This is a genomic window from Maridesulfovibrio zosterae DSM 11974, from assembly GCF_000425265.1.
Lineage (GTDB): Bacteria > Desulfobacterota > Desulfovibrionia > Desulfovibrionales > Desulfovibrionaceae > Maridesulfovibrio > Maridesulfovibrio zosterae.
The window spans coordinates 41,021-62,953 of record NZ_AUDC01000010.1; the positions used below are offsets into that span (position 1 = coordinate 41,021).

Here is a 21,933-nt window from a genome sequence, read left to right on the forward strand (position 1 = left end):
GCTGCAAAGCTTCTCCCGCACAATGTTAAAAAATTATCTCTGTAAAAACATTCAACACCAACACTAAGTACAAACGACCATATCCATATATTTAAACTAACTATTTTTTAAAAATTACACGTTATTCAAAACAAAGACAAAACTTAAATACTATATCTTTTGTAACACAAACACTTTTTAACTTGCCCAAGTTTATAATTGTGCTTACTTTTATAGTTAGAAAAAACCTATTACATAAACTTTTTCTTCATCTGACCGATTAGATAGAAAGTAATATTCTAAACGGAGCATAAATGCCTGAAACACTGAACACCCCTGCCGGAATCGGAATCGTTTCCGGGGTAACAGGTGAAGCATACGCAGTATCCGCCTCTGGTCAACGATTGCTGGAACCGGGAAGCCCTGTTTATCAAGGGGAAGAACTGGTCACTGGTAGCGATGGTAATGTGGAAATCAGGTTTAATGATGACACCCTCCTCTCTCAAGGCGCAGATTCGAGCATCTCCCTTGACGACTACACATATGATGAATCCAATGCTGGAGCCTCAGATTTCATGGTCAATATTGCGGAAGGTACCTTCCGCATGGTTACCGGTAAGATTGCTGAAAACAACCCCGAAAGATTCAAAGTAGGCTCCCCGCTGGCTACAATCGGTATCAGGGGAACAATTACCATTCATGAAGTAGAACCTGGCGGAGAAGAAAAACACGGAGTTGAAGAAATTCATTCCGGCAAGGCTCTGATAGTTCAAAGCAACATTACTGGAGCGATCCGACAGATAGGACAACCGATGGGACTGGTTGATATAAGCAGTTCCGGCACGCTCAGTGCGGTTCGCCCTGTGACTATGCAGGAGTTCAACTCTTTCCGTGACATCGCACAGGGAAATATACTGCAGGAAAGAGAAATTGAAGAAGAGCGACAACAACAGGAAGATAACAATAACAACGATGACGAACGTATTGATGACCAACCTGATGAACAGCCTCAAGAGCAGCCTGACGGCGAAGCTCCAGGTGGTACCCCTGAACCGGACGGTGCGGAAGCTGGAAGTGTTTTACATATCCAAAGCAGCCTTGATTCATCACAGGCTCCGCTTGTAGACCAAAGATTCTTTGATCCAGCTGAAATTGATAACCCCATAGTCCCAGGTGATGAAGTAAAGGTAGAAGACCCCCAAGAAGTTAAACAAAACATAGTAGATGAAGGGGATAACGAAGAGAATGGAGAGAATGAAAATAATGTTATTGAATTAACTACCATAGAAGAAAAAGATAGCTCAAAAAAACAAACCGCAGAAACAGAAATTATTCAGGAGGAAACCACAACCGATGGAAACACAGGGACAGACGATCCTGCCCCCGATCCTGAACCTGAGCCCCAACCTCCTGTCTCTACAATAACCATAATGGGAACATCTTCAGCTGACACACTCACAGGCACCGCTGAAACAAATTATATTTATGGTCTTCAGGCTGATGATGAACTCAAAGGTCTTGGTGGCGATGACACACTTAACGGAGGACTTGGTAACGATTCTCTGGACGGTGGCACTGGGTTTGATTTCGCTTCCTATGCTGATGCAACAGGAGCTGTTTCTGTCTGCCTTACTGATGGAACATCAACAGGAGCAGATGGAGCAGACACCCTTGTTAACATAGATGGAATTATCGGCTCCAACTATGACGATGTTCTTGCTGGAAACAGTAATGACAACATATTTCAACCACTGCTTGGCAATGACTCTATTTCCGGAGGGGCAGGCTTTGATACTATATCTTTTGAAACTCTGACGACCGACGTAAATGTCACATTATCAACAAGTACCGGTTCTGCAACTATTGAAAATGCAGGTGGTACTGTCATAAATACCTTGGGCCTTGACAGTATTGAAAATGCGCAAGGAGGTTCTGGAAATGACTACTTCCTCAGCACCGGTTCTGAAAATAATGTTATTAAGGGCGGAGCCGGGGACGACAGTATCAGCAGCGGGATTGGAAACGACACCGTATATGGTGATTCCGGGGCAGATTCAATAATCGGCGGCGATGGCAGTGACTATATTGAGGGAGGCATCGGGAATGATATTATAGATGGTGAGGCTGATAACGATACCATCAAAGGCGGAGATGGGGATGACTCCATTATTGGAGGATACGGTCTGGATGTCATTTACGGTGATAGCGGCAATGACAACATCGATAGTGGAGAGCAAAACGATTTCATAGATGGTGGTGACGGCAATGATTCTATTTTTGGAGGCGCTGGTGATGACACTATCTACGGAGGTCTCGGCGACGATTCCCTAAATGGCTATCAAGGGAATGATATTATTTACGGAGGTGATGGGAACGACATCATCCGTGGTACATATGATAATAATACCCTTTATGGCGGAAATGGCAACGACACTATCCACAACGGGGAAGGAAGTGACTATATTGAGGGCGGAGACGGAGACGACTGGATTTCCCTTAGTCTGGGAACTGACACCGTTTACGCAGGCAGTGGAAATGATACAGTTGTAGTAAGCCATGACACTGCGTATATTTATGCTGGAGACGGAAATGACCATATAACTTTCCTTGCTCCAGCAGGGCACACTGCCGCACAGGGAACCATTAATGGAGAAGGTGGCGATGACACGATTATAGGTGGTGTCGTCCAAGATTATCTTGATGGTGGTGAGGGTAACGATTCTATTGCAGGAAACGCTGGAAATGACACACTTAACGGTGGCACTGGTGATGACATTATTAGTGGTGGAGACGGTAATGATACAATCATGGGTAATGCCGGCGATGACACAATCTATGGTAATGACAACAATGATACAATTTCCGGAGGCGATGGCATAGATTCCATTGACGGCGGGGCCGGATTTGACACCATATCATATGCATACGCAGCCAACGGCATCAACGTGGACTTAAGTACAGGAAGTGCAACTGTAACAGTAGCTCCTGTAACTGACATTGATACAATCACCGATATAGAAAATGTCATCGGCTCGGACTATGACGACACCATTAAAGCCGGCAATTCAGGTAGCACCATCAACGGTGGTGCCGGCAATGATACTATTTCCGGCGGCGATGGAATGGATAGTCTGGACGGTGGAACCGGAATAAATACTTTAGACTATTCGTACTACACGACAGGAGGCGTCAGCGTAGACTTACTTGCCGGAGCAGCCACTTTAGTAGGAGGCACTGATGAAGATACACTTTCAAATTTTCAGGTTGTCATAGGAACTGTAAATGATGACGTTATCAGTGCCGCAACTTCAGGTGTTACGCAGACCCTGCTTGGCGGGGGCGGTAATGACTCAATTCTGGGAGGATGGAGTTCAGACTATATCGAAGGAGGTATAGGGGACGACAGTATCAACTCACATGAAGGAGATGACACTGTATATGGAGGTGCAGGAAACGATACTATAGACGGATCAAACGGAACGAGCACAATATACGGTGAAGACGGTAATGATAATATCACAACTCACGGATCAAACGATTTCATTGATGGTGGAACTGGAAACGACTACATAAACAGTGGAGCCGGTGACGATATTGTTCATGGAGGAACCGGTAACGACCAGATCTTAGCTGCCTACGGAAATAATATTTTCTGGGGAGATGAAGGTGATGATTATCTTGGAGATGGTGCCCATAACGGCACCTTAGACGGCGGAGACGGTATTGACACCTTGTTTGGTAATGACGGTAATGATCTTCTCTATGGTGGTAATGATAATGACTCCATACATGGTGGGACTGGAAATGATACCATTTTCGGAGATGCTGGAAATGATACCCTTGATGCAAGTACTAATGATGACTTCGTTGACGGTGGTAGCGGTGATGACCGCATAATGGGAACCTCCGGTAATAATATTCTTATTGGCGGAGATGGTCTCGACTCAATAATAGGTGGAACAGGATTAGACACAATCAGTTATTTATACGCCGCCAATGGTGTCACCATAAACCTAGATTCCAGTGCCACGGTAACAACCGGAACTGATGTTGACACATTCTCTTCCATTGAGGCTGTCATCGGCTCAGACTTCGATGACACCATCACCGGAAGTACCATAGCAGATCACACAATAACAGGCGCAGGCGGCGCAGATAAAATTTACTTGCAGTCTGCTTACAACTCGACTTTGATGTATAATGCTCCAATTGAAGGTGGAGATATCGTTGACAACTTTGCTGTTGCCAAAGACAATTTCATGTTTGATAGTATGAACTTCGACTCTACTGCTGCTTCACGCTTCCAGACTATTTCAAACTTTGACGGGCATACAGGGCTCACTGATACCCAGACATATTTTATCTATGATGACGTGAACACTAAGCTCTACTATGATGCAGACGGTAATGCTTCTGCCGATGCAACTTTGATTGCAGATTTAACTAATAGCGAAGACGTAACAGCTGCGGACCTGACCTTTTAATTAAACTTCTTCCTGTTGAATAAAGAAATCCCTTATTAACTTAAAGTTAATAAGGGATTTTGCATTTATATACCAAACTTTATCAGTCATTTTTGAAATCTAACATATCATCATCAATCATACTTTCATAATTGATAATCTGCGCTTTTACATCCCTCAAAATAGTCAAAGCCTGTTTCTGTTCGCTTATTGCGGAAGCAAGACGCTGGCGTAAATTATCTTCATCCTGCTGAAAAGACTTAATTGTTTCATCATGCCAGTTGGAAATCATCGCATTCACGGCCAAGGCTAACAAAAGAATTCCACCTGCAAGAAGTAACTCAAGGATCATCATTCAGATTACCCTCCTCACCCAAATAATGCTTTATATCTTCAAGGCGGGCAACAGCGTCTTCTGTTTCCCGATGTATCTGCGCAGTTCCGCTTTTAAGATTCTTTACTCGCAACTCCACCTGATCTCGCAAATTACCAAGCTGAATTCTGCGTTTGGAAAGACTACCGCAGACATTCATATAGCGAGCATAAAGAATTACAAAAACTATGAATCCAAAAACAAGTGAAGTTAAAAGATACATCGCACTCTACTTAGAAAGAAAGAGGACATCTGAATCCCCTGATACTTTCATAATTTATAAAGCCACCTTCTTCAGCAAAGCTTTAAGCCGTGCGTCATCAGGAAACTCAGTTAATGCTTCCTCAATTACAATACGGGCATCATCAGTCATTCCAACCTTAAGAAAGATACCTGCAATATTTCTTGCAACAGAAGGGGCACTTTTATGAATCATTTGTTCTGAACGGGCAGCCATTCTAAAGAATTTAGCACATTTAGAATATTCCTTACCATCTGAATATGCTAATCCTATGTTATAATAGAGACCGGCCTCTTTAGGAGCAACACGCAAAGCCTCCTGATAATTCTCAACCGCGCGCTGCCATTTACCCTGCTTTCTAAGGGCAATTCCCAATCTATTATATGTCTCAAGATCGTCAGAACTTAAACTGGCACCTTTAACGGATAAAAGCTTTGAGTAGTACTTCTCTGCCTTATCCGGTGCAACGTCAAACAAAGACTCAGCAATACCACTCATAACCTGCGACAGATAGCTGTGAGCCTCTCTCACAGCGCAACGAACAGCCTGATCAAAGAACGTTTCTGCTTCTTCAAGCTCTTCGCGTTCAAGATAAACACGTCCGATTTCGCATTTACGTTCAGTATTAAGAGGACTGATTTCATCAAGTTTCTTCAAGTAGCGGAGGTACTCTCCTGTATCGTTATCTTTATAAAATTCAGCCAGTTTCTTAATAGGATCCATAAAAACTTTCGATTGCTCATGAGCTTTAAGATACGACTTTAAAGCCTCATCACGACGCCCAAGACCGCTTAATGCGTCACCTAAGAGCATCAAACCGGCAGGACTACCAGGCTTAATTTCAAGAATTTTAGCACTGACCTGCATCACTTTTTCAAGTTCACCACGCCGAAGAAGCTGCTTACCAACCTGGACAAGCTGATTCAACTTGCCTTGCGGTTTTATAGTGAATGCAAGTTTTTGGACCAGACTGTCCACAGATACAGGTTTGGTGATAAGATTATTTACACCAAGCTCATGCAAAAAAATAAGTTCATCTTCACCTATCTCCCCAGTAAGAACCACCACCTTTACTTCAGGAAAAACCTTGCGAATATTCAAAATAAAATCAGCTGTCGGCCTTCCTTTAAGAAGACGCTCCACGAAAATAAGTAAAGGAACGCCTGTTGCCTCTCTATCTTTAATTTCACGCATAGCAGAGGCCTGTTCCTGAAAGAAACCCAGACAATCCCTGCGGATAGCCAAAATTTTATAAAGAGTTCCTCTTAGAAGCTTATAAAAAGAAGGTTCGTCACTTAAAAGAATAGTATAGCCGGATCGACCTTCGAAATAGTCCCGTACTATCTGATCATACTTAGTTGCCACTTATTCCTCACTTTTAAAACTAAACACCTATTCGGCCGTTCGCTTTTATATATCAACGTACTGATTCTCTTCCGGCAAAATAACTTTGAAAGATGTAAACAACTTTGCTGCTTCGGCAACCTCAGCAAGTTTGCAGGTTCGCATAAAAGGCTCAAGATGCACAAGTGCCACACGAGATATTTTTGCAACATCTACAAATTTGAGACAACTGATTACACTTGAATGACCTTTGATCGAATCCTTGAATTTATAGGCTTCAAGCACTGCAAAATCGGCATGCTGTGCAAGTGACATACAACTTTCTACGAGCTTTCCATCTCCACTGTAAAATAGAGAACGTCCCTCAGACTGGACCCTGACAGCAAGTGCATACTCAGAATGATCAATTATACAGGTTGAAAGATCAAACCCGGCAACAATTTGATTATCATGCTCGCTAAACACATAAAATACAATTTTAAATGGAAGCCTGGAAAGCAAATTAGGATAAGCAAGATTCACCAGTAAGCATACTTTTTCCTGAATTCCATGAGGCCCGCAAATAGCCAGCTCATCAACTCTTCCTACTGAAGCAAGATACCCAAGTAAAAAAGGGATACCAAAAAAATGATCCCCATGAAAATGAGAAATCCAAACTGAATCTAGCTTATGCGGATTTTCAGCAAGCTTCACGAAATTATGCGCCGCGTTGAAGCCGCAATCAAGCAGGAGAGAATTCCCTCCTGCTTCAATAAATAATGATGTGTTGGTCTGCGTCTCATCAAAAGCAGACCCAACTCCAATAAAAGTACATCTCATAGTAGAATAAGGTTAACTAACTTTTTTAAAAAGAAAGCATAACACCAGTACCGTCAATAGATCCGACTGGTTTTAATCCCAGATATCCCAAAATTTTTTGAATTAATGGTTTATCCTCTTCAGGACCTTCCACAACTGAGACATCTCCTTCAAGACCACACAGTGCTTTAAGCACTGTAACAGCCTCTTCAAACCCGCCGATCCTATCGACAAGACCAAGTTCTTTGGCCTCACGTCCAGTGACAGCCCGCCCATCCGCAATCTTTTCCACATCTTTGCGGTCAAGCTTACGGGCCTTAGCTACATCATCCACAAACTGATTATGAATGTCCATAATCAGACCGGTCAGATACTCTTTCTGTTCAGGAGTTAACTCTGAATAAGGCGAGCCTGCACCTTTGAGCTTACCGCTGGTTATCATCACCGGTTTAACTCCCAGCTTATCCAGCAGTTGGCTGAAGTTTACATATTCAGCTTTGACTCCGATACTTCCGGTAATAGAACCGGAGCTGGCAATAATCTGTGTTGCCGGGGCCGCAGCATAATACCCGCCGGATGCCGCCACAGTGCCAAAAGAAGCAACAATAGGCTTAACTTCGGCAAAACGTTTTACCGCGTGATAAAGTTCCTGTGAAGGAGCAATGGTCCCACCTGGAGAATTGATCCGTAACAGAACTCCTTTTATAGAATCATCCCGGCGCAGTTCACGCAGAAATTTGACCGTAGGCAATGATTTGGTGATAGTCCCCTGTACAGTAACAATCCCTATCTTTCCTGAAGTAAACAGTGATGACCCACCATTAAAAAAGGCTGTGGCTCCCCAAATGAGAGCCACAGCCATTAATAGCAGACTGAAACCGAAAAGAAACGGATGTCTGACAGAGAAACTATTCTTAGGACTCTTCATCCTCAGTCTCTGCAGCAGCCTTAGCTTCGGTTGCATCAGCAAGCTTCTGCTTCAGGAGTTCGCCCAGAGTGTTGCCGCTATCGGCAGGTCCTGAACGGAATTCTTTAGGCTTACGCTTGTCATCGTCTTCCTTGAGCTGCTTGATGGAGAGGCCGAGACGACGCTCATCAGCAGATACGTGGATGACTTTAGCCTGGATGGTAACGCCTTCTTTAAACATCTCAGAAGGATTTTTGATCTTCTTGTGAGAAATTTCAGAAACGTGAACCAGACCTTCAATACCTTCTTCTACTTCTACAAAGAGGCCGAAGTCAGTAATATTGGTGATAAGACCCTCAAGGGTGCAACCGACGGGGTACTTTGTAGGTACCTGAGACCATGGGTCTTCGGAAAGCTGCTTAACACCAAGAGTGAATTTTTCGTTTTCTTTGTCAACGGTGAGGACTTTAGCCTGCACGCTGTCGCCAACGGCGTATACTTCTGAAGGATGACGCACTTTGCGTGTCCAGGAGATATCGGAAACGTGAATCAGGCCGTCAATGCCGTCTTCAATACCGATAAATACACCGAATTCAGTGATGTTTTTGATCTGACCTTCAAGGATAGTTCCTTCGGGGAACTTCTCAGCAACAACATCCCAAGGATTCGGCTTAACTTGCTTCATACCAAGAGAGATGCGTTTTTTGTCAGGATCAACACCCAGAACAACTACGTCAACTTCGTCGCCTACGCGAACCATCTGAGACGGGTGACGCAGTTTACGTGTCCAGGACATTTCAGAAATGTGAACGAGTCCTTCAACACCGGCTTCGAGCTCAACAAAAGCACCGTAGTCAGCGAGGTTGGTAACCTTACCGGAGTATTTAGCACCTTCAGGGTACTTTCCGGAGATATCTTCCCAAGGATCTGGAACAAGCTGTTTAAGTCCAAGAGAAACTTTCTGGCCTTCTTTATCGAAGTTCAGAACTTTCAGCTCAAGCTCATCACCGAGTGAAACCATTTCCTTAGGATGCTTGATACGCTTCCAGGACATGTCTGTGATATGCAGAAGTCCGTCGAGACCGCCGAGGTCAATAAATACACCGTATTCGGTGATATTTTTGACTTTACCAATAACTGCCTGCTCTTCTTCAAGAGTTTCAAGCAGCTGAGAACGCATTTCGTTACGCTGCTCTTCAAGAAGAACACGACGAGAAACGATCACATTGCTGCGGCGACGGTTAATTTTAAGAATTTTGAATTCGTAGGTCTGATCAACGAGTGCGTCCATATCTGGAACAGGACGAAGATCAACGTGAGAACCAGGCAGAAATGCTTCAACGCCACCGAGATCAACGGTGTAACCACCTTTGATACGACGAATGATTCTACCTTCAACAACGCCTTCTTTTTCCTGCAGTTCTTCGAGCTTGTCGAACAGCTGCATGCGTTTGGCTTTGTCGCGAGAAAGGTGAATGGTGCCTTCGTTTTCGTTTTTGTTTGCAACAAATACGTCTACTTTATCACCGACTGCAACAGTCATTTCACCATCAGCATCCAGAAATTCAGATACTGCAATCTGGCCTTCAGACTTGAAGTTAACGTCAATAAGAACAAAGTCTTTATCAACTTTAACAACTTCACCGGAAACGATGCTTCCTTCGTCCAGATTTCCGAAATCGGCATTTAGATAATCTTCAAGGGCAGCCTCGAAGTCCATTTCCATTTCGGCGTTCATGTTTTCATTGTTTTCCATGGGTTACCTCCAACAACGATGTCCTCGGACAAAATTTCGGCACATATGTTATGGGAGAGTACATTGGAGTCAACCTGCTCATGCGTTCCGAGGCAGCCGATGCCCAGACTGTCCTTTGGCCCGATAGGACCGTACTTCATCCCTAATGCCCGTTAAGGGGAATCTCAAGAAATCATTTTTTTCTCACCACAAGCCTGAGCTATGTAGTCAAAAAAATTTCAACTTGAGATTAAGAGAACTGCTTCTATCCTAAAAAGTGTCCTATGTAAACACAATTCGAACCAGCTCCTATGGTATAACGCCAGTCAGAGTCCCCGTCATAAACAAAAAAAGAGCCGGAGAACTCCGGCCCTTTACACTTTTATATGCAATAATTGACTATCCGCGACACTGATGTTTTATATTCACACCCTGACTTATAAAAATTACTGACTCAGCAATATTCGTAGCCTGATCAGCAATTCTTTCAAGATGATTGGCTGCCATGATCAAATGAACTCCCCGTTCGACAATTCTGGTTTCTGTAACCATATTTTCGATTAACCCCTTAAGAATTCGAAGATTAAGGCTATCAGCTTCATTATCCCTGCCACAAACTTTTGCAGCCAGATCATGATCTTCATCAGCAAAAGACTTTACAGCCATACCGACCATTTCTCTGGTAACACCTGCCATCTGCTCCAACAACTGGTTAAATGGCATCGGAGGTCGTGTACTGAGGAAAACTGCACGGTGAGCAAGGTTGACTGCCTCATCACCAATCCGTTCAAGATTACTTGTAATACGCATGGAGCCTACAATGAACCGGAGATCTCTAGCCATAGGCTGATCAAGTGCCAATAACTCAATATTAAATTTATCAAGTTCACACTCAAGCTCGTTGATCTGGATATCATTCATAATAATTTCCTCAGCAAGCTCAGCATTGCACTCAGCTAAGGCTTTTACAGAATTGTGCATTGCAGTTTCAGCCATGCTGGACATCCGTAAAACCTGCACCTTCAGATCATCCATTTTTTTTGTAAAGTGAGCTCGCTGCTCCATACCATATTTCTCCTCAACTAAATAATATTTACCCGTCACATACTGTTTTGCAAAATAACTGCCTGATCTTTCTCGATCAGGACACAGACTTTAGCCAAAACGCCCGGTGATATAATCTTCTGTCTGCTTGTTTTTAGGCTTGGTAAACATTGTTTCAGTATTACCTGTTTCAATAAGCCGCCCCATATAAAAAAACGCAGTTTGGTCTGAAACTCGTGCAGCCTGCTGCATACTGTGAGTTACAATAATGATAGTAAATTTTTTCTTCAACTCATGAATTAGATCTTCAATCTTCTGTGTAGCTATGGGGTCAAGTGCCGAAGCAGGTTCATCCATAAGCAGAATTTCAGGCTCTACGGCCAAAGCCCTGGCAATGCAAAGGCGCTGCTGCTGTCCACCGGAAAGACCTAATGCTGAAGAATGAAGCCTGTCTTTAACTTCATCCCAGAGAGCACCGCCTTTAAGACTTTCTTCAACCTTGCGCGCAAGAAATTCTTTATCCTGAATACCATTAACACGAAGACCGTATGCTACATTTTCAAATATTGACTTAGGAAAAGGATTCGGTTTTTGAAAAACCATGCCTACACGCCTTCTTAATGTTACTACATCAAGTCCGTGTGCGTAGATATCTTCCCTGTCAAGAGTAAGCTCACCATCTACCCGCGTTCCGGGAATAAGATCATTCATGCGATTCAGACATCGTAAAAAAGTACTTTTGCCACAACCTGAAGGACCGATCAGTGCTGTAACTCTATTCTCTTCAAAGTCTATAGAAATATCTTCGAGAGCTTTGAAATCACCATAATAAAAATCAAGTTTTTTGGAAGCGATTTTAACAGCTTGCCCCATTAGAACACTCTCCATAAAGAAGTTTTATATAACAATAAAAAAGAGCCAGAACCCTTCCAGCTTCAGATTTAGTTTACAAATCAAAAGCAGTGCCTCTTGGTCACCGCTAGACAATATCTAACTATCCACCAAGAGTTACAGGGCAATGACTCAATCGTTACATTTATGTTACACAAAACAACAAAAACACCGGAGTGTCGGACAAGAGAAGACAAAACACCCAAGAAAGCTAATCATTCAAAAAAACAAGCCCTTAGAATGACAAACCTATAGTAATTTTTTTAGAATCTTTTTTTACAGATGGGGCTATGCTTTTAGACAAACCGGGTTTATCCAAATAGAATACCAACCGTAATTTATCTGGATGCTCGCCGGTTACAATTTTATTAACAACGCAATTCTTATAAATATACACAGACTTACCTGTATTGCTCCATTTTCCAAGAATATCCACTACCAGCCTGCGCGGATTCTGCATATTAAACCATTTAATCCGCCCGGAAGTTGCTGATATAGGCACCTGTACGGAGAACTTCTTTTCAGCACATTTTGCTGCAAGTAATCCTACTTTTCCTTTAGATAACTTAGCTTTTTTAGATTGAGATTGTTTTTTAATATCTTTAGCACCAGCACTATCAACGGCCGACGATTTAATTTCAGCATTTTTCTTATCCGCATTTTCAACAGCGGCCTTCTCAGCCTCGTTTGTATTGCTGGCATTGCTTTGAGGAACTATTTTCTGTGGGACAGTTGCGCTCTCGATTTCTGTACTGCTTTCACTTGAAATATCTGTTTCGAGCATCCCTTCAGCCGGAGGAATCTCTACACTTGAACTGGAGGATTGAAGCGGCAGAGTGAGATTGCTGATCTCTTTACGAACAACAGGTCCTTCACCTTCCTGAGTATGCTGTTTCTTATCCATTTCAGACAAAAAAGAATCAAACAGACCCAAAGAATACAAGCCGGAACTAATTCCAGCAACCAGCACAATTATCAATAATAAAAAAGCTACAGGACGTATATTCATTTTCATTTTATAACTTCCGTTTATAATATTTTTGAAAAATTAATATATGGAAATTTTCAATCGAAAGCAAAGGTTACAATTTAGACTGTCCTGCTTGGAATAAAAATTGGGGTATGAATCTCAAAAAAAGATCTATGCTAAAGTGAAGTCAGATATTTTAAAACACACTCTATCAACAACAAAACAATCCCCCCTACGTTTATAAACATAGAGGGGGGATTGTTTATAGCTATTTATTAATGTTAATTATCCTTGTTCATTGGACGGACGCCCCAAATACTTTTAGCGTAATCCATTATAGCCCTGTCACTGGAGAACTTCCCAGAACCAGCTGTATTTAATATTGAACACTTTAGCCACTGCCTACGATCCAGCCAAAGCGAATCAACCTGATCCTGAGCATCAATGTAAGCTCTATAATCTGCGAGGACCATATATTGGTCACCATTGACGAAAAGAGAATCAAGAATCGGTCTGAAAATTTCGTGATCTCCTTCCGAGAAAGTACCATCACCTATATAGTGCAAGGCCTCTGCAAGATCTGCATCATCTGATGCTACTTGTGAAGGATCATATCCATTATACCTTCGTGCTTCAACATCATCGGCATCCATTCCGAATATAAACATATTATCACTGCCGACTTCTTCCATTATTTCAATATTAGCCCCGTCCATGGTTCCAATGGTAAGTGCTCCGTTAAGAGCAAACTTCATATTCCCTGTCCCCGAAGCCTCAGTCCCGGCGAGGGAAATCTGCTCTGAAAGATCAGTTGCCGGAATAATACGTTCAGCTTGTGAAACACGGTAGTCAGGCATAAATGCGATACGAAGTTTATGATTAACAGCAGGATCTGAATTAACAACCGCACCTACTGAGTTAATCAGCTTGATTATTTTTTTTGCCAAAAGATAACCGGGAGCAGCTTTACCAGCAAAAATCTTAACTCTGGGAACTGCCACACTGGCAGGATCTTTTTTCAATCGACAATAAAGAGTTATCGCATGCAAAAGATTGAGTACCTGCCGCTTATACTCATGAATACGTTTCACCTGTACATCGTAAAGCCAGTCAGCCGGGAGATAAAGGCCATAATCTTTGCGGGCGTACTCGACTAACTTTTTTTTCTCATGCAGTTTGCACTCATACCAGCGGTCCTGAAATTCATGATCGTCAGCCAAAGGCTCTAATTTTCTCAAAACAGATAAATCTGTTATCCAATCGGTTCCAATTTTTTCTGATATCAAATCAGAAAGGGATGGATTGCATTGCTTCAGCCATCTTCTAGGAGTGATACCATTAGTGACTGAGGTAAATCTACCAGGATACATTTCCACAAAATCCTGAAAAATATTCTTTTTAATTAGCTCTCCATGTAATGCAGAAACTCCATTAACAGTAAAGCTGCCCACAACAGCAAGCCAGGCCATCCGCACAACAGGAAACTCACCGTCCCCAACTATAGACATGCGTTTAAGTCGGTCCTCATCTCCTGGAAAACGACTTTTCACATCTTCGATAAAACGTCTGTTAATTTCAAAAATTATAGAGACATGCCGTGGAAGCACTCTGCGCATCATTTCAAGAGGCCATGTTTCAAGAGCTTCAGGCATTACGGTGTGATTTGTATAAGCAAAAGTCCTACGACAAATCCGCCATGCCTGATCCCAATTGAGCATATGATCATCGATAAGCATACGCATAAGTTCAGGTATAGCTATCGCAGGATGTGTTTCATTAAGCTGCACCACAGCACGATTCGGCAGCTCAGAAAAATCAAGTTTGAGTTTTGCAAACCGGCGCAACATATCTTGAATTGTTGCAGATACAAAGAAGTATTGCTGAACCAGACGCAGCTCACGTCCTTCACTCAATTTGTCACTAGGATAAAGGACCTTAGATATGGTCTCTGATCTGACAGCATCCTCCATCGAGCGAATATAATCTCCACTGTTAAACAGATCCAGATTGAATCTCCGGGCAGGCTGAGCTTCCCAAAGACGCATATTAATAACATTTCCATTTTTATATCCGGGAATGAGCATGTCTACCGGCATCGCCATAACTTTAGCTGTGTCTGCCCAGCGATGACGCTTTGAACCATCCTCATGCGTATACTGTTCCTCTCTACCATAAAGGCGCACCGTGAACATAAAACCACGCCTGCGAAACTCCCATGGATTGCCGTAGTGCAGCCAATCATCAGGCAACTCAACTTGTTCACCATTTTCAATTGCCTGTTTGAATATTCCATATTCATATCTTATTCCATACCCGTATCCTGAAATACCCAATGTCGCCATGGAATCAAGAAAACATGAGGCTAGACGTCCCAGTCCTCCATTACCTAGACCCGCGTCAACCTCTGCACTTTCTGCATCATCAAGAGTTGCCCCAAAATGAGTAAGAGCCTGTTCAGTCTCATTTTCTATACCAAGGCTTAGCACATTGCTGCCCAAAGATTTACCGACCAGAAATTCTAGAGAAAGATAATAAACACTTTTGGCACTCTGATTGTAATATGAACGTTGAGTTTTTATCCAATTACCAACCAGTCGATCACGAATAGTATACGCCAGAGCCTGATATAGTGAAAAAATCTCTGACCGACTGTAGTCCCTGCCAAGATTTGAAAGATGATGGCGGCATATGCACTCAATCAAAGACTCAACATCCATTCCCCCCATCTGCTCAAGCAGTTCACTGGGATCTTTCTTAGCCATAACTTATCCCCATTTTTTTCAATTGCTGCATTAAGAATAAATGCAAAAGTGAATTCCGGTGTTATCACCATTCCATTTTCACATGAGAATTTTTTATAATAGTCAGTTATAACCCAAGAAAATAAAAAATGTAATATAAACATTAACAAAACTGGACTAGGCATAATCTTGATAAAAATATTATGTTATCTAATTGTATAAATACACTATTTAAAATTAAAGAAGGGACACCACTATATTACTTTTTTTAGCAGATAAAAATATGTCAACTAAATCAGTACAACATGGGGATAATACACCTATATAAATTTATAATTCAAATTACGGCCCAACATGCTATCGTAGTATACGATGGTTATGTCTATTAAGAGGGAGAAGTTTTTCTATATTCTACTTCACCTTTATAGCAAGTTAATGCTAACAATACTCGATCTTGGACTAATCATTTATTTATAGCTGATACATGACATTTTATCAGCAGGAGCACTTAGTTCCGCATTTAATGAAGTATTATCAAATTACAATGATAAACAAATTCATAACACACTAAATTCAGATTAATGACGAAAAGGAGGCATAATGGAAGACCATTTAAAAGAAGCACTTGAAATAGTAAAAGCACAAGCCAGTGTAAGAACCATGACTGAGGAAGAAATAACCTCTATGGTTCAAAAACTAGCATCCGGTATTCAAAAAATAAGAGAGGAAATGAATAATCCAGGAGCAAACGCCCCGGTTCCTCCAGTTGATCCACAAAAAGCTATTAGAGAAAAATCAATCATCTGCCTTGAATCCGGCAAATCTTTTAAGGTCCTAACCAAAAGACATCTTGCAAAATACGACCTTACCCCTGATGAATATCGCGAAAAATGGGGTTATGCCAAAAAAACACCTTTGGTCTGTAAGTCGCTGCAACGTGAACGCCGCAAAAAGATGAAAGAAATGAAACTATGGGAAAAACGTAAAAAACAATAAAAATATTGTATCATTATATCTACCTGAACTCGCATTTCATATATGACTTAATCCCTGTTCAAACAAAAAGCCCGGAAACATGTAAAATGATCCGGGCTTTTTTGAACTCAAATTTATATAATTCTACCACTTGTCGGATGGAGGCTGATAATAAAACTCAACTCTGCGATTAATAGCCCTGTTCCTATTTGATGTATTGGGCACAAGCGGTTTTGTCCCTGCGTATCCTACCGCCTTCATTCTATGAGACGAGACTCCTGATTTCTTCAAAATATAACGCAGACATGAAGCAGCTCGTGCAGCAGACAGCTCCCAATTCGAGCTATATATATTATTGTTGGTTGCACGATCATCAGTATGTCCTCTTACCACAAGATTAAATTTTTTCTTCTTCATAATGCTTGCTACTTTATCAAGCAAATGAGCTGATTGCGGATTAATATCAGCAGTTCCAGGTTTAAAAATAGCTCTGGAAGGAACCCTGACTAAAACCCCCTGCTGGTCACTATTAACAGCCATAAGCTTTTGAACTTTACCGGCAGTTATAAAAGCACGAATATCGACTTCAAGAGCTTTCAAATCTTTTTTAGCTTTAGCTTTTACTGATGACTCTGCATAAGGACTACTAGAAAAAGCCATATTTTTTGCGCCCTTGTCTTCAAACTGAACACCAAAAGCTTCACGCATAGAACCTTTCATACTCTCAAAGTTAGCAATATCCTGATTAGAAAAAGAGAGCAGCAAAACAAAAAAACAAAGAAGCAAAGTAACCATATCGGCAAATGTAGCCATCCAAGGAGGAAGTCCTTCTTCCGGCGGTGGCTCTGAGGGAGGTTTTCCTACGACATATATAATCTCTTCTTTTTTCTTTGCCACTGATAACTCTCTGAAAAAACTTAAAACTATTACTTAATAATCCCAAAATGTCCTACAGCTGTAAAAAAATACAGCTCCCCTTACGCAAGCATTCTCCGAATCTCATTAATCATAACGTCAGACGAGGGTAATGGTTTCAAAAAAACCAAATTTGAAACATTGTCAACTGGAGCCAGATTAACCGGTATGCTGAACTCTGGAGATCCAGTATAGATAATAAATTTTATTTCCGGCCATTTAACACTGGCGGAATCAATGAAATCAGTCCCATTCATTCCCGGCAAACGCAAATCGACAATAACCATATCAACCTGCTTCTTATCTAGAAAATCCAATGCGGCTTCCGAACTTTCTGCCTCAAAAACGTCAAAATCCTCGTCCTCAAGACTGATAACTAAACTCTCTCTGACATGAATATCATCGTCCAAAACTAGAATTGAATGATTCATGAGCGTCACCTTTAACATGAAATTGGAATTCTAACACCAAATCTGGTCCAGCTCCCCGGGACAGAATCAACATCCATTATCCCGTTATGCTGATCTGCTATAATAAAATATGATACAGACAGCCCTAACCCTGTGCCATGTCCAACACCTTTAGTCGAGTAAAAAGGTTCAAAGACTCTATTGCGAATATCTTCTGGAATACCGGGACCGTTGTCTTCAACTTCTATACACGCCATATCATCATCACGCTTAAGTCTCAGAATGAAACACGGCCCTCCCTCATCATATTCTTTTTCATTCATGGCCTGCGCTCCGTTTTTCAACAAATTAAGTAAAACCTGTTGAATCTCATTTTCTTCACAATACACACTTGGCAGCTCGTCACTATACTCTTTCACAATTCCTATTTTTCTAAAATCATATTCTTTCTTGAGATCGTAATCGTTTGCCGCAAGCTCAATAGTATTATCCATCAATTTTGCAAGATCACATTCACTGAATCTTTTATCACTTTTACGGCTGAACCGTAGCATATTACTTACAATCTTTGCTGCCCGGTTGCAAGATTCAGCAATTCCTTCCAACATTCTGGGAATATCTCTCTTAGACAAATAGTTCCGCATTCTTTCCAAAGAAATATCACATTCGGAAGCCGTTTCAGTATTCTGCCTAAGATCCTTATAAATCCGATTTTTAATATTCTGTGTATTTCCAGCAATTGCTGCCAACGGATTATTAATCTCATGCGCCATTCCTGCAGCGAGCCCACCAACAGACATCATTTTTTCAGTCTGGATCATCATCTGCTCAAGATTAAACTGCTCAGTAACATCATCAACCTGAATTACTGCGCCTTCTACCCCATTAGCAATTAAAGGAAAAATAGTTATATCTTCATAGCAAAGGCCATCTTCACACTTGCGAGGTTTCCGCAATTCATACTGGGCCTTGCGAGTTCTAACACTTTCTCTAACCTTGTCCATTTCCATAACCATTCTCGGAAACACATCAGACAAATTCTGCCCAATAGCATCATTGGTCGTAATACCTGTATCTTCTTGAGCACTCATATTCCACTGGGTGACACGCCCATGAGGATCCACGCCAACAATAATAGAAGGCATTGAATCAATAATATTTGATAGATAGTTGCGCAGCCTATTGAGCTCTTTTTCCCTGCTATATTCCTCTGTAACATCTCTGAAAACAAGGACAACACCAGCAATATCCCCATCTTCGGTTATTATGGGCGAAGCCGAGTCAGAAATCTGAAACTCTTCTCCGGATCTGGAGATCAAAACAGTATGATTTGAAAGTCCAACTGTTTTGCGGGTTCTTAAAACTTTATCAACAGGACTCTCGCATCCTTCTCTTGTTTGGGCATTAATTATTTTAAAGATTTCAGGTAAAGAGACCCCGATAGCGTCTTTCACACTCCATCCTGTAAGTCTCTCAGCCACAGGATTCATTCTTGTAATTCTCCCGTCTGCATTAGTGGCAACAACAGCATCACCAATTGATTTAAAAGTGATTCTTAAATCATTTTCACTCTCACGGGATTTCTTTTCTGAAAGAGCTAGTTTCCCGTAAAGATGGGAGACAATTCCTCCACTGACCAATAGAGAACTGACAAGAATAATGCGCATTAACATTTCGTGTGGGCGGTATAAAGGAAACAGGATCTCTAGAAATGAACTCAAGGCATGATTAAACCAGAGAAACTCCAAAAAACTCTCTGCAATCCAAACAAAGAAAGCCCCGAGAACAAAAGTAAGAAGCATAATGTTACCAGCTGAAATTCCATTATTCTTCATTTTTCCGTCCTATCCCTGATCCATACCAGAAACGGCAGACCTAAGAGCATCGTCCCTACTGCATAAGACATAGCCCACCGGACTAATGAAATTACAAATACCCCCTCTGGCAAAAGACCTAAAATATACTTGCTACCAATTCCGCCACAGGCACTTAAGAATGAGACAATGCAAACTCCTACCCAAAAAACGTAAGCGACATCACTGATATTTCTTATGCAAAGCCGCACTGACACCCTTTTCCGAATCAAATATGCTCCCAATACAGGGGCAAGACTATTCATCACAGAAATACATAATGCAAACAGCATAGATGCATCTAGAATAAAGTGGTTGGCAAAAAAAGTTCCAAGGGCAATTCCAGGACCTATTTCAGCTTTCCAGTAAAAAGCAGCTACAAAAGCTACTCCTGCAGCAGGCCATATAGGCATAGGTAACACGCCGACCTCTCTAAAAATAAGCCAGTTTAAATATGAAATACCCCAATAAAGAAATGCGACAAGAGCGTTGCGTGATGAAATTTTAATAATATTCCCCATAACCTACTCCGGTGAATCTTACTTTAAGATCCTCATACTAATTATTAGACTGCAACAACACATAGATACATTCCGCTATATACACTGACTGTATTTTTACATTACTCTTAATTACACCTTAAAACGGTTAAGCACTAAATATTAATATCAGCTCTTCATAATACAATAAAAGAGACCAAATTTCATCAGCAATTTTAGAAAAAATGTAAACAAAGGTAAGTACTGTTTTTTAATAAAAAAAGGGAGTAAAGGTCACCCCCTTACTCCCTTACAGAATATATATTTTACTTTAGGCTAAGCTAATGCTTCGTCCGGAGTAATTGTTTCAAGTCCAAAAGCTTCACCAACAGCTGCAAAAGTCAGCTTTCCATTAATCGTGTTTAATCCAAGTTTAAGCGAATTATTTTCACGCAGAGCATCAAGCCCCTTATCTGCAAGCTGTAAAGCATAAGGCAGAGTTTGGTTGACAAGTGCAAATGTAGAAGTTCTGGGAACAGCTCCGGGCATGTTAGCAACACCGTAATGAACAACTCCGTCGACCTCATAAGTAGGATCGGTATGAGTTGTAGGTTTAATTGTTTCAACACATCCGCCCTGGTCAACAGCAACGTCTACAATAACGGCACCTTCTTTCATAGTAGAAAGCATATCTCGAGTAATCAGATTAGGAGCTTTTGCTCCGGGAATAAGAACTGCGCCGACAACAAGGTCAGCAGTAGTCACTGCAGCACGGATGTTAGGTTCGGTTGAAGTCATTGTACTGATTCTACCACCAAAAATATCATCAAGATACTGCAGACGTGCGTGGCTTACGTCAAAAATAGTTACTCTTGCCCCCATACCTGCAGCAATTTTAGCAGCGTTGGTACCAACAACACCACCACCGATAACCATAACATTTGCTGGAGCAACACCGGGCACACCGCCAAGCAATACCCCACGTCCACCTTTTGGTTTTTCTAGATGAAGCGCGCCTTCCTGAGCTGCCATACGTCCGGCTACTTCACTCATGGGAGTAAGCAGAGGAAGGGCTCCGTCAGGAAGCTGAACAGTTTCATAGGCAATACCGGTTGTTCCAGAGGCAAGTAAAGCATCAGTGAGGGCTTTATCAGCAGCAAGATGCAAATAGGTAAAAAGCAGGAGATCGTCACGAAGGTATTTATACTCTGAAGCAATAGGTTCTTTGACCTTGATAACCATTTCAGCAGACCATGCTTCATCAACAGTTACCATTCTGGCTCCAGCTGCGATATATTCATCATCAGAAAGGCCTGAGCCAATACCGGCACCTTCTTCAACCACAACAGCATGACCACGGCGTACGAGTGTTTCAACAGCTCCAGGGGTCATAGCAACCCTGTTCTCCATGATTTTAATCTCTTTTGGGATACCGATCAGCATGTTATCAACTCCTGCAAATAAAAAAGTTATGGAATGATTTAATGTAACAGGCTAATATAGACAACCTGTCAACACCTACACCGTCTCTGTATAAACATTGTTCAATATAAAAAAGAGCAAATGAAAAACTATGAAAGAGCAACTGCAAACTTCCAAGTCTAAACAATATCTTTATTGACTCAGTGTTTATGTGTAAACCAATTCTTAAACATAAAGAATATGGGAATACTAAAGAGCAACCAGCTATTCTTTCTTAGGAAGTAGATAACAATCTATCCCGGCAGGTGCTTTTTTGGCAATCCAGAATTGCGAATAATGTACAATTACAAAAATGATTAAAAACTTTTTTTCTGTTTTTTTACATTATTCAGA

18 protein-coding genes are annotated in these 21,933 nt (G+C 41.5%); 2 read left to right on the forward strand and 16 right to left on the reverse strand.

Annotation, left to right across the window (positions count from 1 at the left end):
• Positions 1-293: 293 nt before the first annotated feature.
• On the forward strand, positions 294-4,463 hold the full coding sequence (locus tag H589_RS0100820) for a FecR domain-containing protein (RefSeq protein WP_027720269.1): 4,170 nt from the start codon (positions 294-296) through the stop codon (positions 4,461-4,463).
• Between the two features lie 82 nt (positions 4,464-4,545).
• Here the strand turns inward: H589_RS0100820 and H589_RS0100825 are convergent, their stop codons facing one another.
• The 11 genes from H589_RS0100825 to H589_RS0100875 all read right to left on the reverse strand — a co-directional run bounded on the left by H589_RS0100825 (position 4,546) and on the right by H589_RS0100875 (position 15,507).
• Positions 4,546-4,797: a hypothetical protein gene (locus tag H589_RS0100825; RefSeq protein ID WP_245577006.1), complete on the reverse strand. Its 252-nt coding sequence runs from the start codon at positions 4,795-4,797 to the stop codon at positions 4,546-4,548.
• Positions 4,784-5,038, reverse strand: a complete 255-nt coding sequence (locus H589_RS0100830) for a hypothetical protein (protein WP_027720271.1) — start codon at positions 5,036-5,038, stop codon at positions 4,784-4,786. Before H589_RS0100830 ends, H589_RS0100825 begins: the two co-directional genes overlap by 14 nt.
• 54 nt (positions 5,039-5,092) lie before the next feature.
• On the reverse strand, positions 5,093-6,421 hold the full coding sequence (locus H589_RS0100835) for a tetratricopeptide repeat protein (protein ID WP_027720272.1): 1,329 nt from the start codon (positions 6,419-6,421) through the stop codon (positions 5,093-5,095).
• Positions 6,422-6,466: 45 nt separating this feature from the next.
• Positions 6,467-7,219 carry an MBL fold metallo-hydrolase gene (locus H589_RS18875; protein ID WP_051249561.1) on the reverse strand — a complete coding sequence of 251 codons (753 nt, stop codon included), beginning with the start codon at positions 7,217-7,219 and terminating at the stop codon, positions 6,467-6,469.
• Positions 7,220-7,244: 25 nt separating this feature from the next.
• Positions 7,245-8,126, reverse strand: a complete 882-nt coding sequence (sppA, locus tag H589_RS0100845; RefSeq protein WP_035074628.1) for a signal peptide peptidase SppA — start codon at positions 8,124-8,126, stop codon at positions 7,245-7,247.
• Positions 8,113-9,861 carry a 30S ribosomal protein S1 gene (locus H589_RS0100850; RefSeq protein WP_027720274.1) on the reverse strand — a complete coding sequence of 583 codons (1,749 nt, stop codon included), beginning with the start codon at positions 9,859-9,861 and terminating at the stop codon, positions 8,113-8,115. The genes sppA and H589_RS0100850 overlap by 14 nt, the downstream gene beginning before the upstream one ends.
• Entirely contained in the window at positions 9,840-10,001 is a 162-nt protein-coding gene (locus H589_RS20725; protein WP_156891585.1) for a hypothetical protein, read from the reverse strand. The genes H589_RS0100850 and H589_RS20725 overlap by 22 nt, the downstream gene beginning before the upstream one ends.
• Before the next feature lie 238 nt (positions 10,002-10,239).
• Positions 10,240-10,905, reverse strand: coding sequence for a phosphate signaling complex protein PhoU (gene phoU, locus H589_RS0100860; RefSeq protein ID WP_027720275.1), 666 nt, complete (start codon positions 10,903-10,905; stop codon positions 10,240-10,242).
• 90 nt (positions 10,906-10,995) lie between these two features.
• Positions 10,996-11,757, reverse strand: coding sequence for a phosphate ABC transporter ATP-binding protein PstB (pstB, locus tag H589_RS0100865; protein WP_027720276.1), 762 nt, complete (start codon positions 11,755-11,757; stop codon positions 10,996-10,998).
• A gap of 253 nt (positions 11,758-12,010) precedes the next feature.
• Complete coding sequence (locus H589_RS0100870; RefSeq protein WP_027720277.1) at positions 12,011-12,790, reverse strand: AMIN domain-containing protein; 780 nt, start codon at positions 12,788-12,790, stop codon at positions 12,011-12,013.
• A 236-nt stretch (positions 12,791-13,026) separates the two neighbouring features.
• Complete coding sequence (locus H589_RS0100875; protein WP_027720278.1) at positions 13,027-15,507, reverse strand: glycogen/starch/alpha-glucan phosphorylase; 2,481 nt, start codon at positions 15,505-15,507, stop codon at positions 13,027-13,029.
• A gap of 579 nt (positions 15,508-16,086) precedes the next feature.
• Here H589_RS0100875 and H589_RS0100880 point away from each other — a divergent pair.
• Complete coding sequence (locus H589_RS0100880) at positions 16,087-16,482, forward strand: Ros/MucR family transcriptional regulator (protein ID WP_027720279.1); 396 nt, start codon at positions 16,087-16,089, stop codon at positions 16,480-16,482.
• Positions 16,483-16,605: 123 nt separating this feature from the next.
• Here the strand turns inward: H589_RS0100880 and H589_RS0100885 are convergent, their stop codons facing one another.
• From H589_RS0100885 to ald, 5 genes are all read right to left on the reverse strand, one after another.
• Positions 16,606-17,358 carry an OmpA/MotB family protein gene (locus H589_RS0100885; RefSeq protein WP_051249562.1) on the reverse strand — a complete coding sequence of 251 codons (753 nt, stop codon included), beginning with the start codon at positions 17,356-17,358 and terminating at the stop codon, positions 16,606-16,608.
• 80 nt (positions 17,359-17,438) lie between these two features.
• Positions 17,439-17,807 (reverse strand): response regulator, encoded by a 369-nt coding sequence (locus tag H589_RS0100890; RefSeq protein ID WP_027720281.1) that lies wholly within the window; start codon positions 17,805-17,807, stop codon positions 17,439-17,441.
• Positions 17,808-17,818: 11 nt separating this feature from the next.
• The gene (locus tag H589_RS18880; RefSeq protein WP_051249563.1) at positions 17,819-19,621 is read right to left on the reverse strand and encodes a PAS domain-containing sensor histidine kinase; all 1,803 of its coding nucleotides are present in this window, start codon (positions 19,619-19,621) and stop codon (positions 17,819-17,821) included.
• Positions 19,618-20,160: an MASE1 domain-containing protein gene (locus H589_RS0100900; protein WP_027720282.1), complete on the reverse strand. Its 543-nt coding sequence runs from the start codon at positions 20,158-20,160 to the stop codon at positions 19,618-19,620. The genes H589_RS18880 and H589_RS0100900 overlap by 4 nt, the downstream gene beginning before the upstream one ends.
• Positions 20,161-20,454: 294 nt before the next feature.
• Positions 20,455-21,561, reverse strand: a complete 1,107-nt coding sequence (ald, locus tag H589_RS0100905; protein WP_027720283.1) for an alanine dehydrogenase — start codon at positions 21,559-21,561, stop codon at positions 20,455-20,457.
• Positions 21,562-21,933: the final 372 nt, after the last annotated feature.

Coding starts and splice junctions, on each gene's coding strand:
- H589_RS0100820 (WP_027720269.1), top strand. CDS start 294: ATGCCTGAAACACTGAACACCCCTGCCGGAATCGGAATCGTTTCCGGG.
- H589_RS0100875 (WP_027720278.1), bottom strand. CDS start 15,507: ATGGCTAAGAAAGATCCCAGTGAACTGCTTGAGCAGATGGGGGGAATG.
- H589_RS0100870 (WP_027720277.1), bottom strand. CDS start 12,790: ATGAAAATGAATATACGTCCTGTAGCTTTTTTATTATTGATAATTGTG.
- H589_RS0100825 (WP_245577006.1), bottom strand. CDS start 4,797: ATGATGATCCTTGAGTTACTTCTTGCAGGTGGAATTCTTTTGTTAGCC.
- H589_RS20725 (WP_156891585.1), bottom strand. CDS start 10,001: ATGAAGTACGGTCCTATCGGGCCAAAGGACAGTCTGGGCATCGGCTGC.
- phoU (WP_027720275.1), bottom strand. CDS start 10,905: ATGGAGCAGCGAGCTCACTTTACAAAAAAAATGGATGATCTGAAGGTG.
- H589_RS0100900 (WP_027720282.1), bottom strand. CDS start 20,160: ATGGGGAATATTATTAAAATTTCATCACGCAACGCTCTTGTCGCATTT.
- H589_RS0100830 (WP_027720271.1), bottom strand. CDS start 5,038: ATGTATCTTTTAACTTCACTTGTTTTTGGATTCATAGTTTTTGTAATT.
- H589_RS0100850 (WP_027720274.1), bottom strand. CDS start 9,861: ATGGAAAACAATGAAAACATGAACGCCGAAATGGAAATGGACTTCGAG.
- H589_RS0100880 (WP_027720279.1), top strand. CDS start 16,087: ATGGAAGACCATTTAAAAGAAGCACTTGAAATAGTAAAAGCACAAGCC.
- H589_RS18880 (WP_051249563.1), bottom strand. CDS start 19,621: ATGAAGAATAATGGAATTTCAGCTGGTAACATTATGCTTCTTACTTTT.
- pstB (WP_027720276.1), bottom strand. CDS start 11,757: ATGGGGCAAGCTGTTAAAATCGCTTCCAAAAAACTTGATTTTTATTAT.
- H589_RS18875 (WP_051249561.1), bottom strand. CDS start 7,219: ATGAGATGTACTTTTATTGGAGTTGGGTCTGCTTTTGATGAGACGCAG.
- H589_RS0100890 (WP_027720281.1), bottom strand. CDS start 17,807: ATGAATCATTCAATTCTAGTTTTGGACGATGATATTCATGTCAGAGAG.
- sppA (WP_035074628.1), bottom strand. CDS start 8,126: ATGAAGAGTCCTAAGAATAGTTTCTCTGTCAGACATCCGTTTCTTTTC.
- ald (WP_027720283.1), bottom strand. CDS start 21,561: ATGCTGATCGGTATCCCAAAAGAGATTAAAATCATGGAGAACAGGGTT.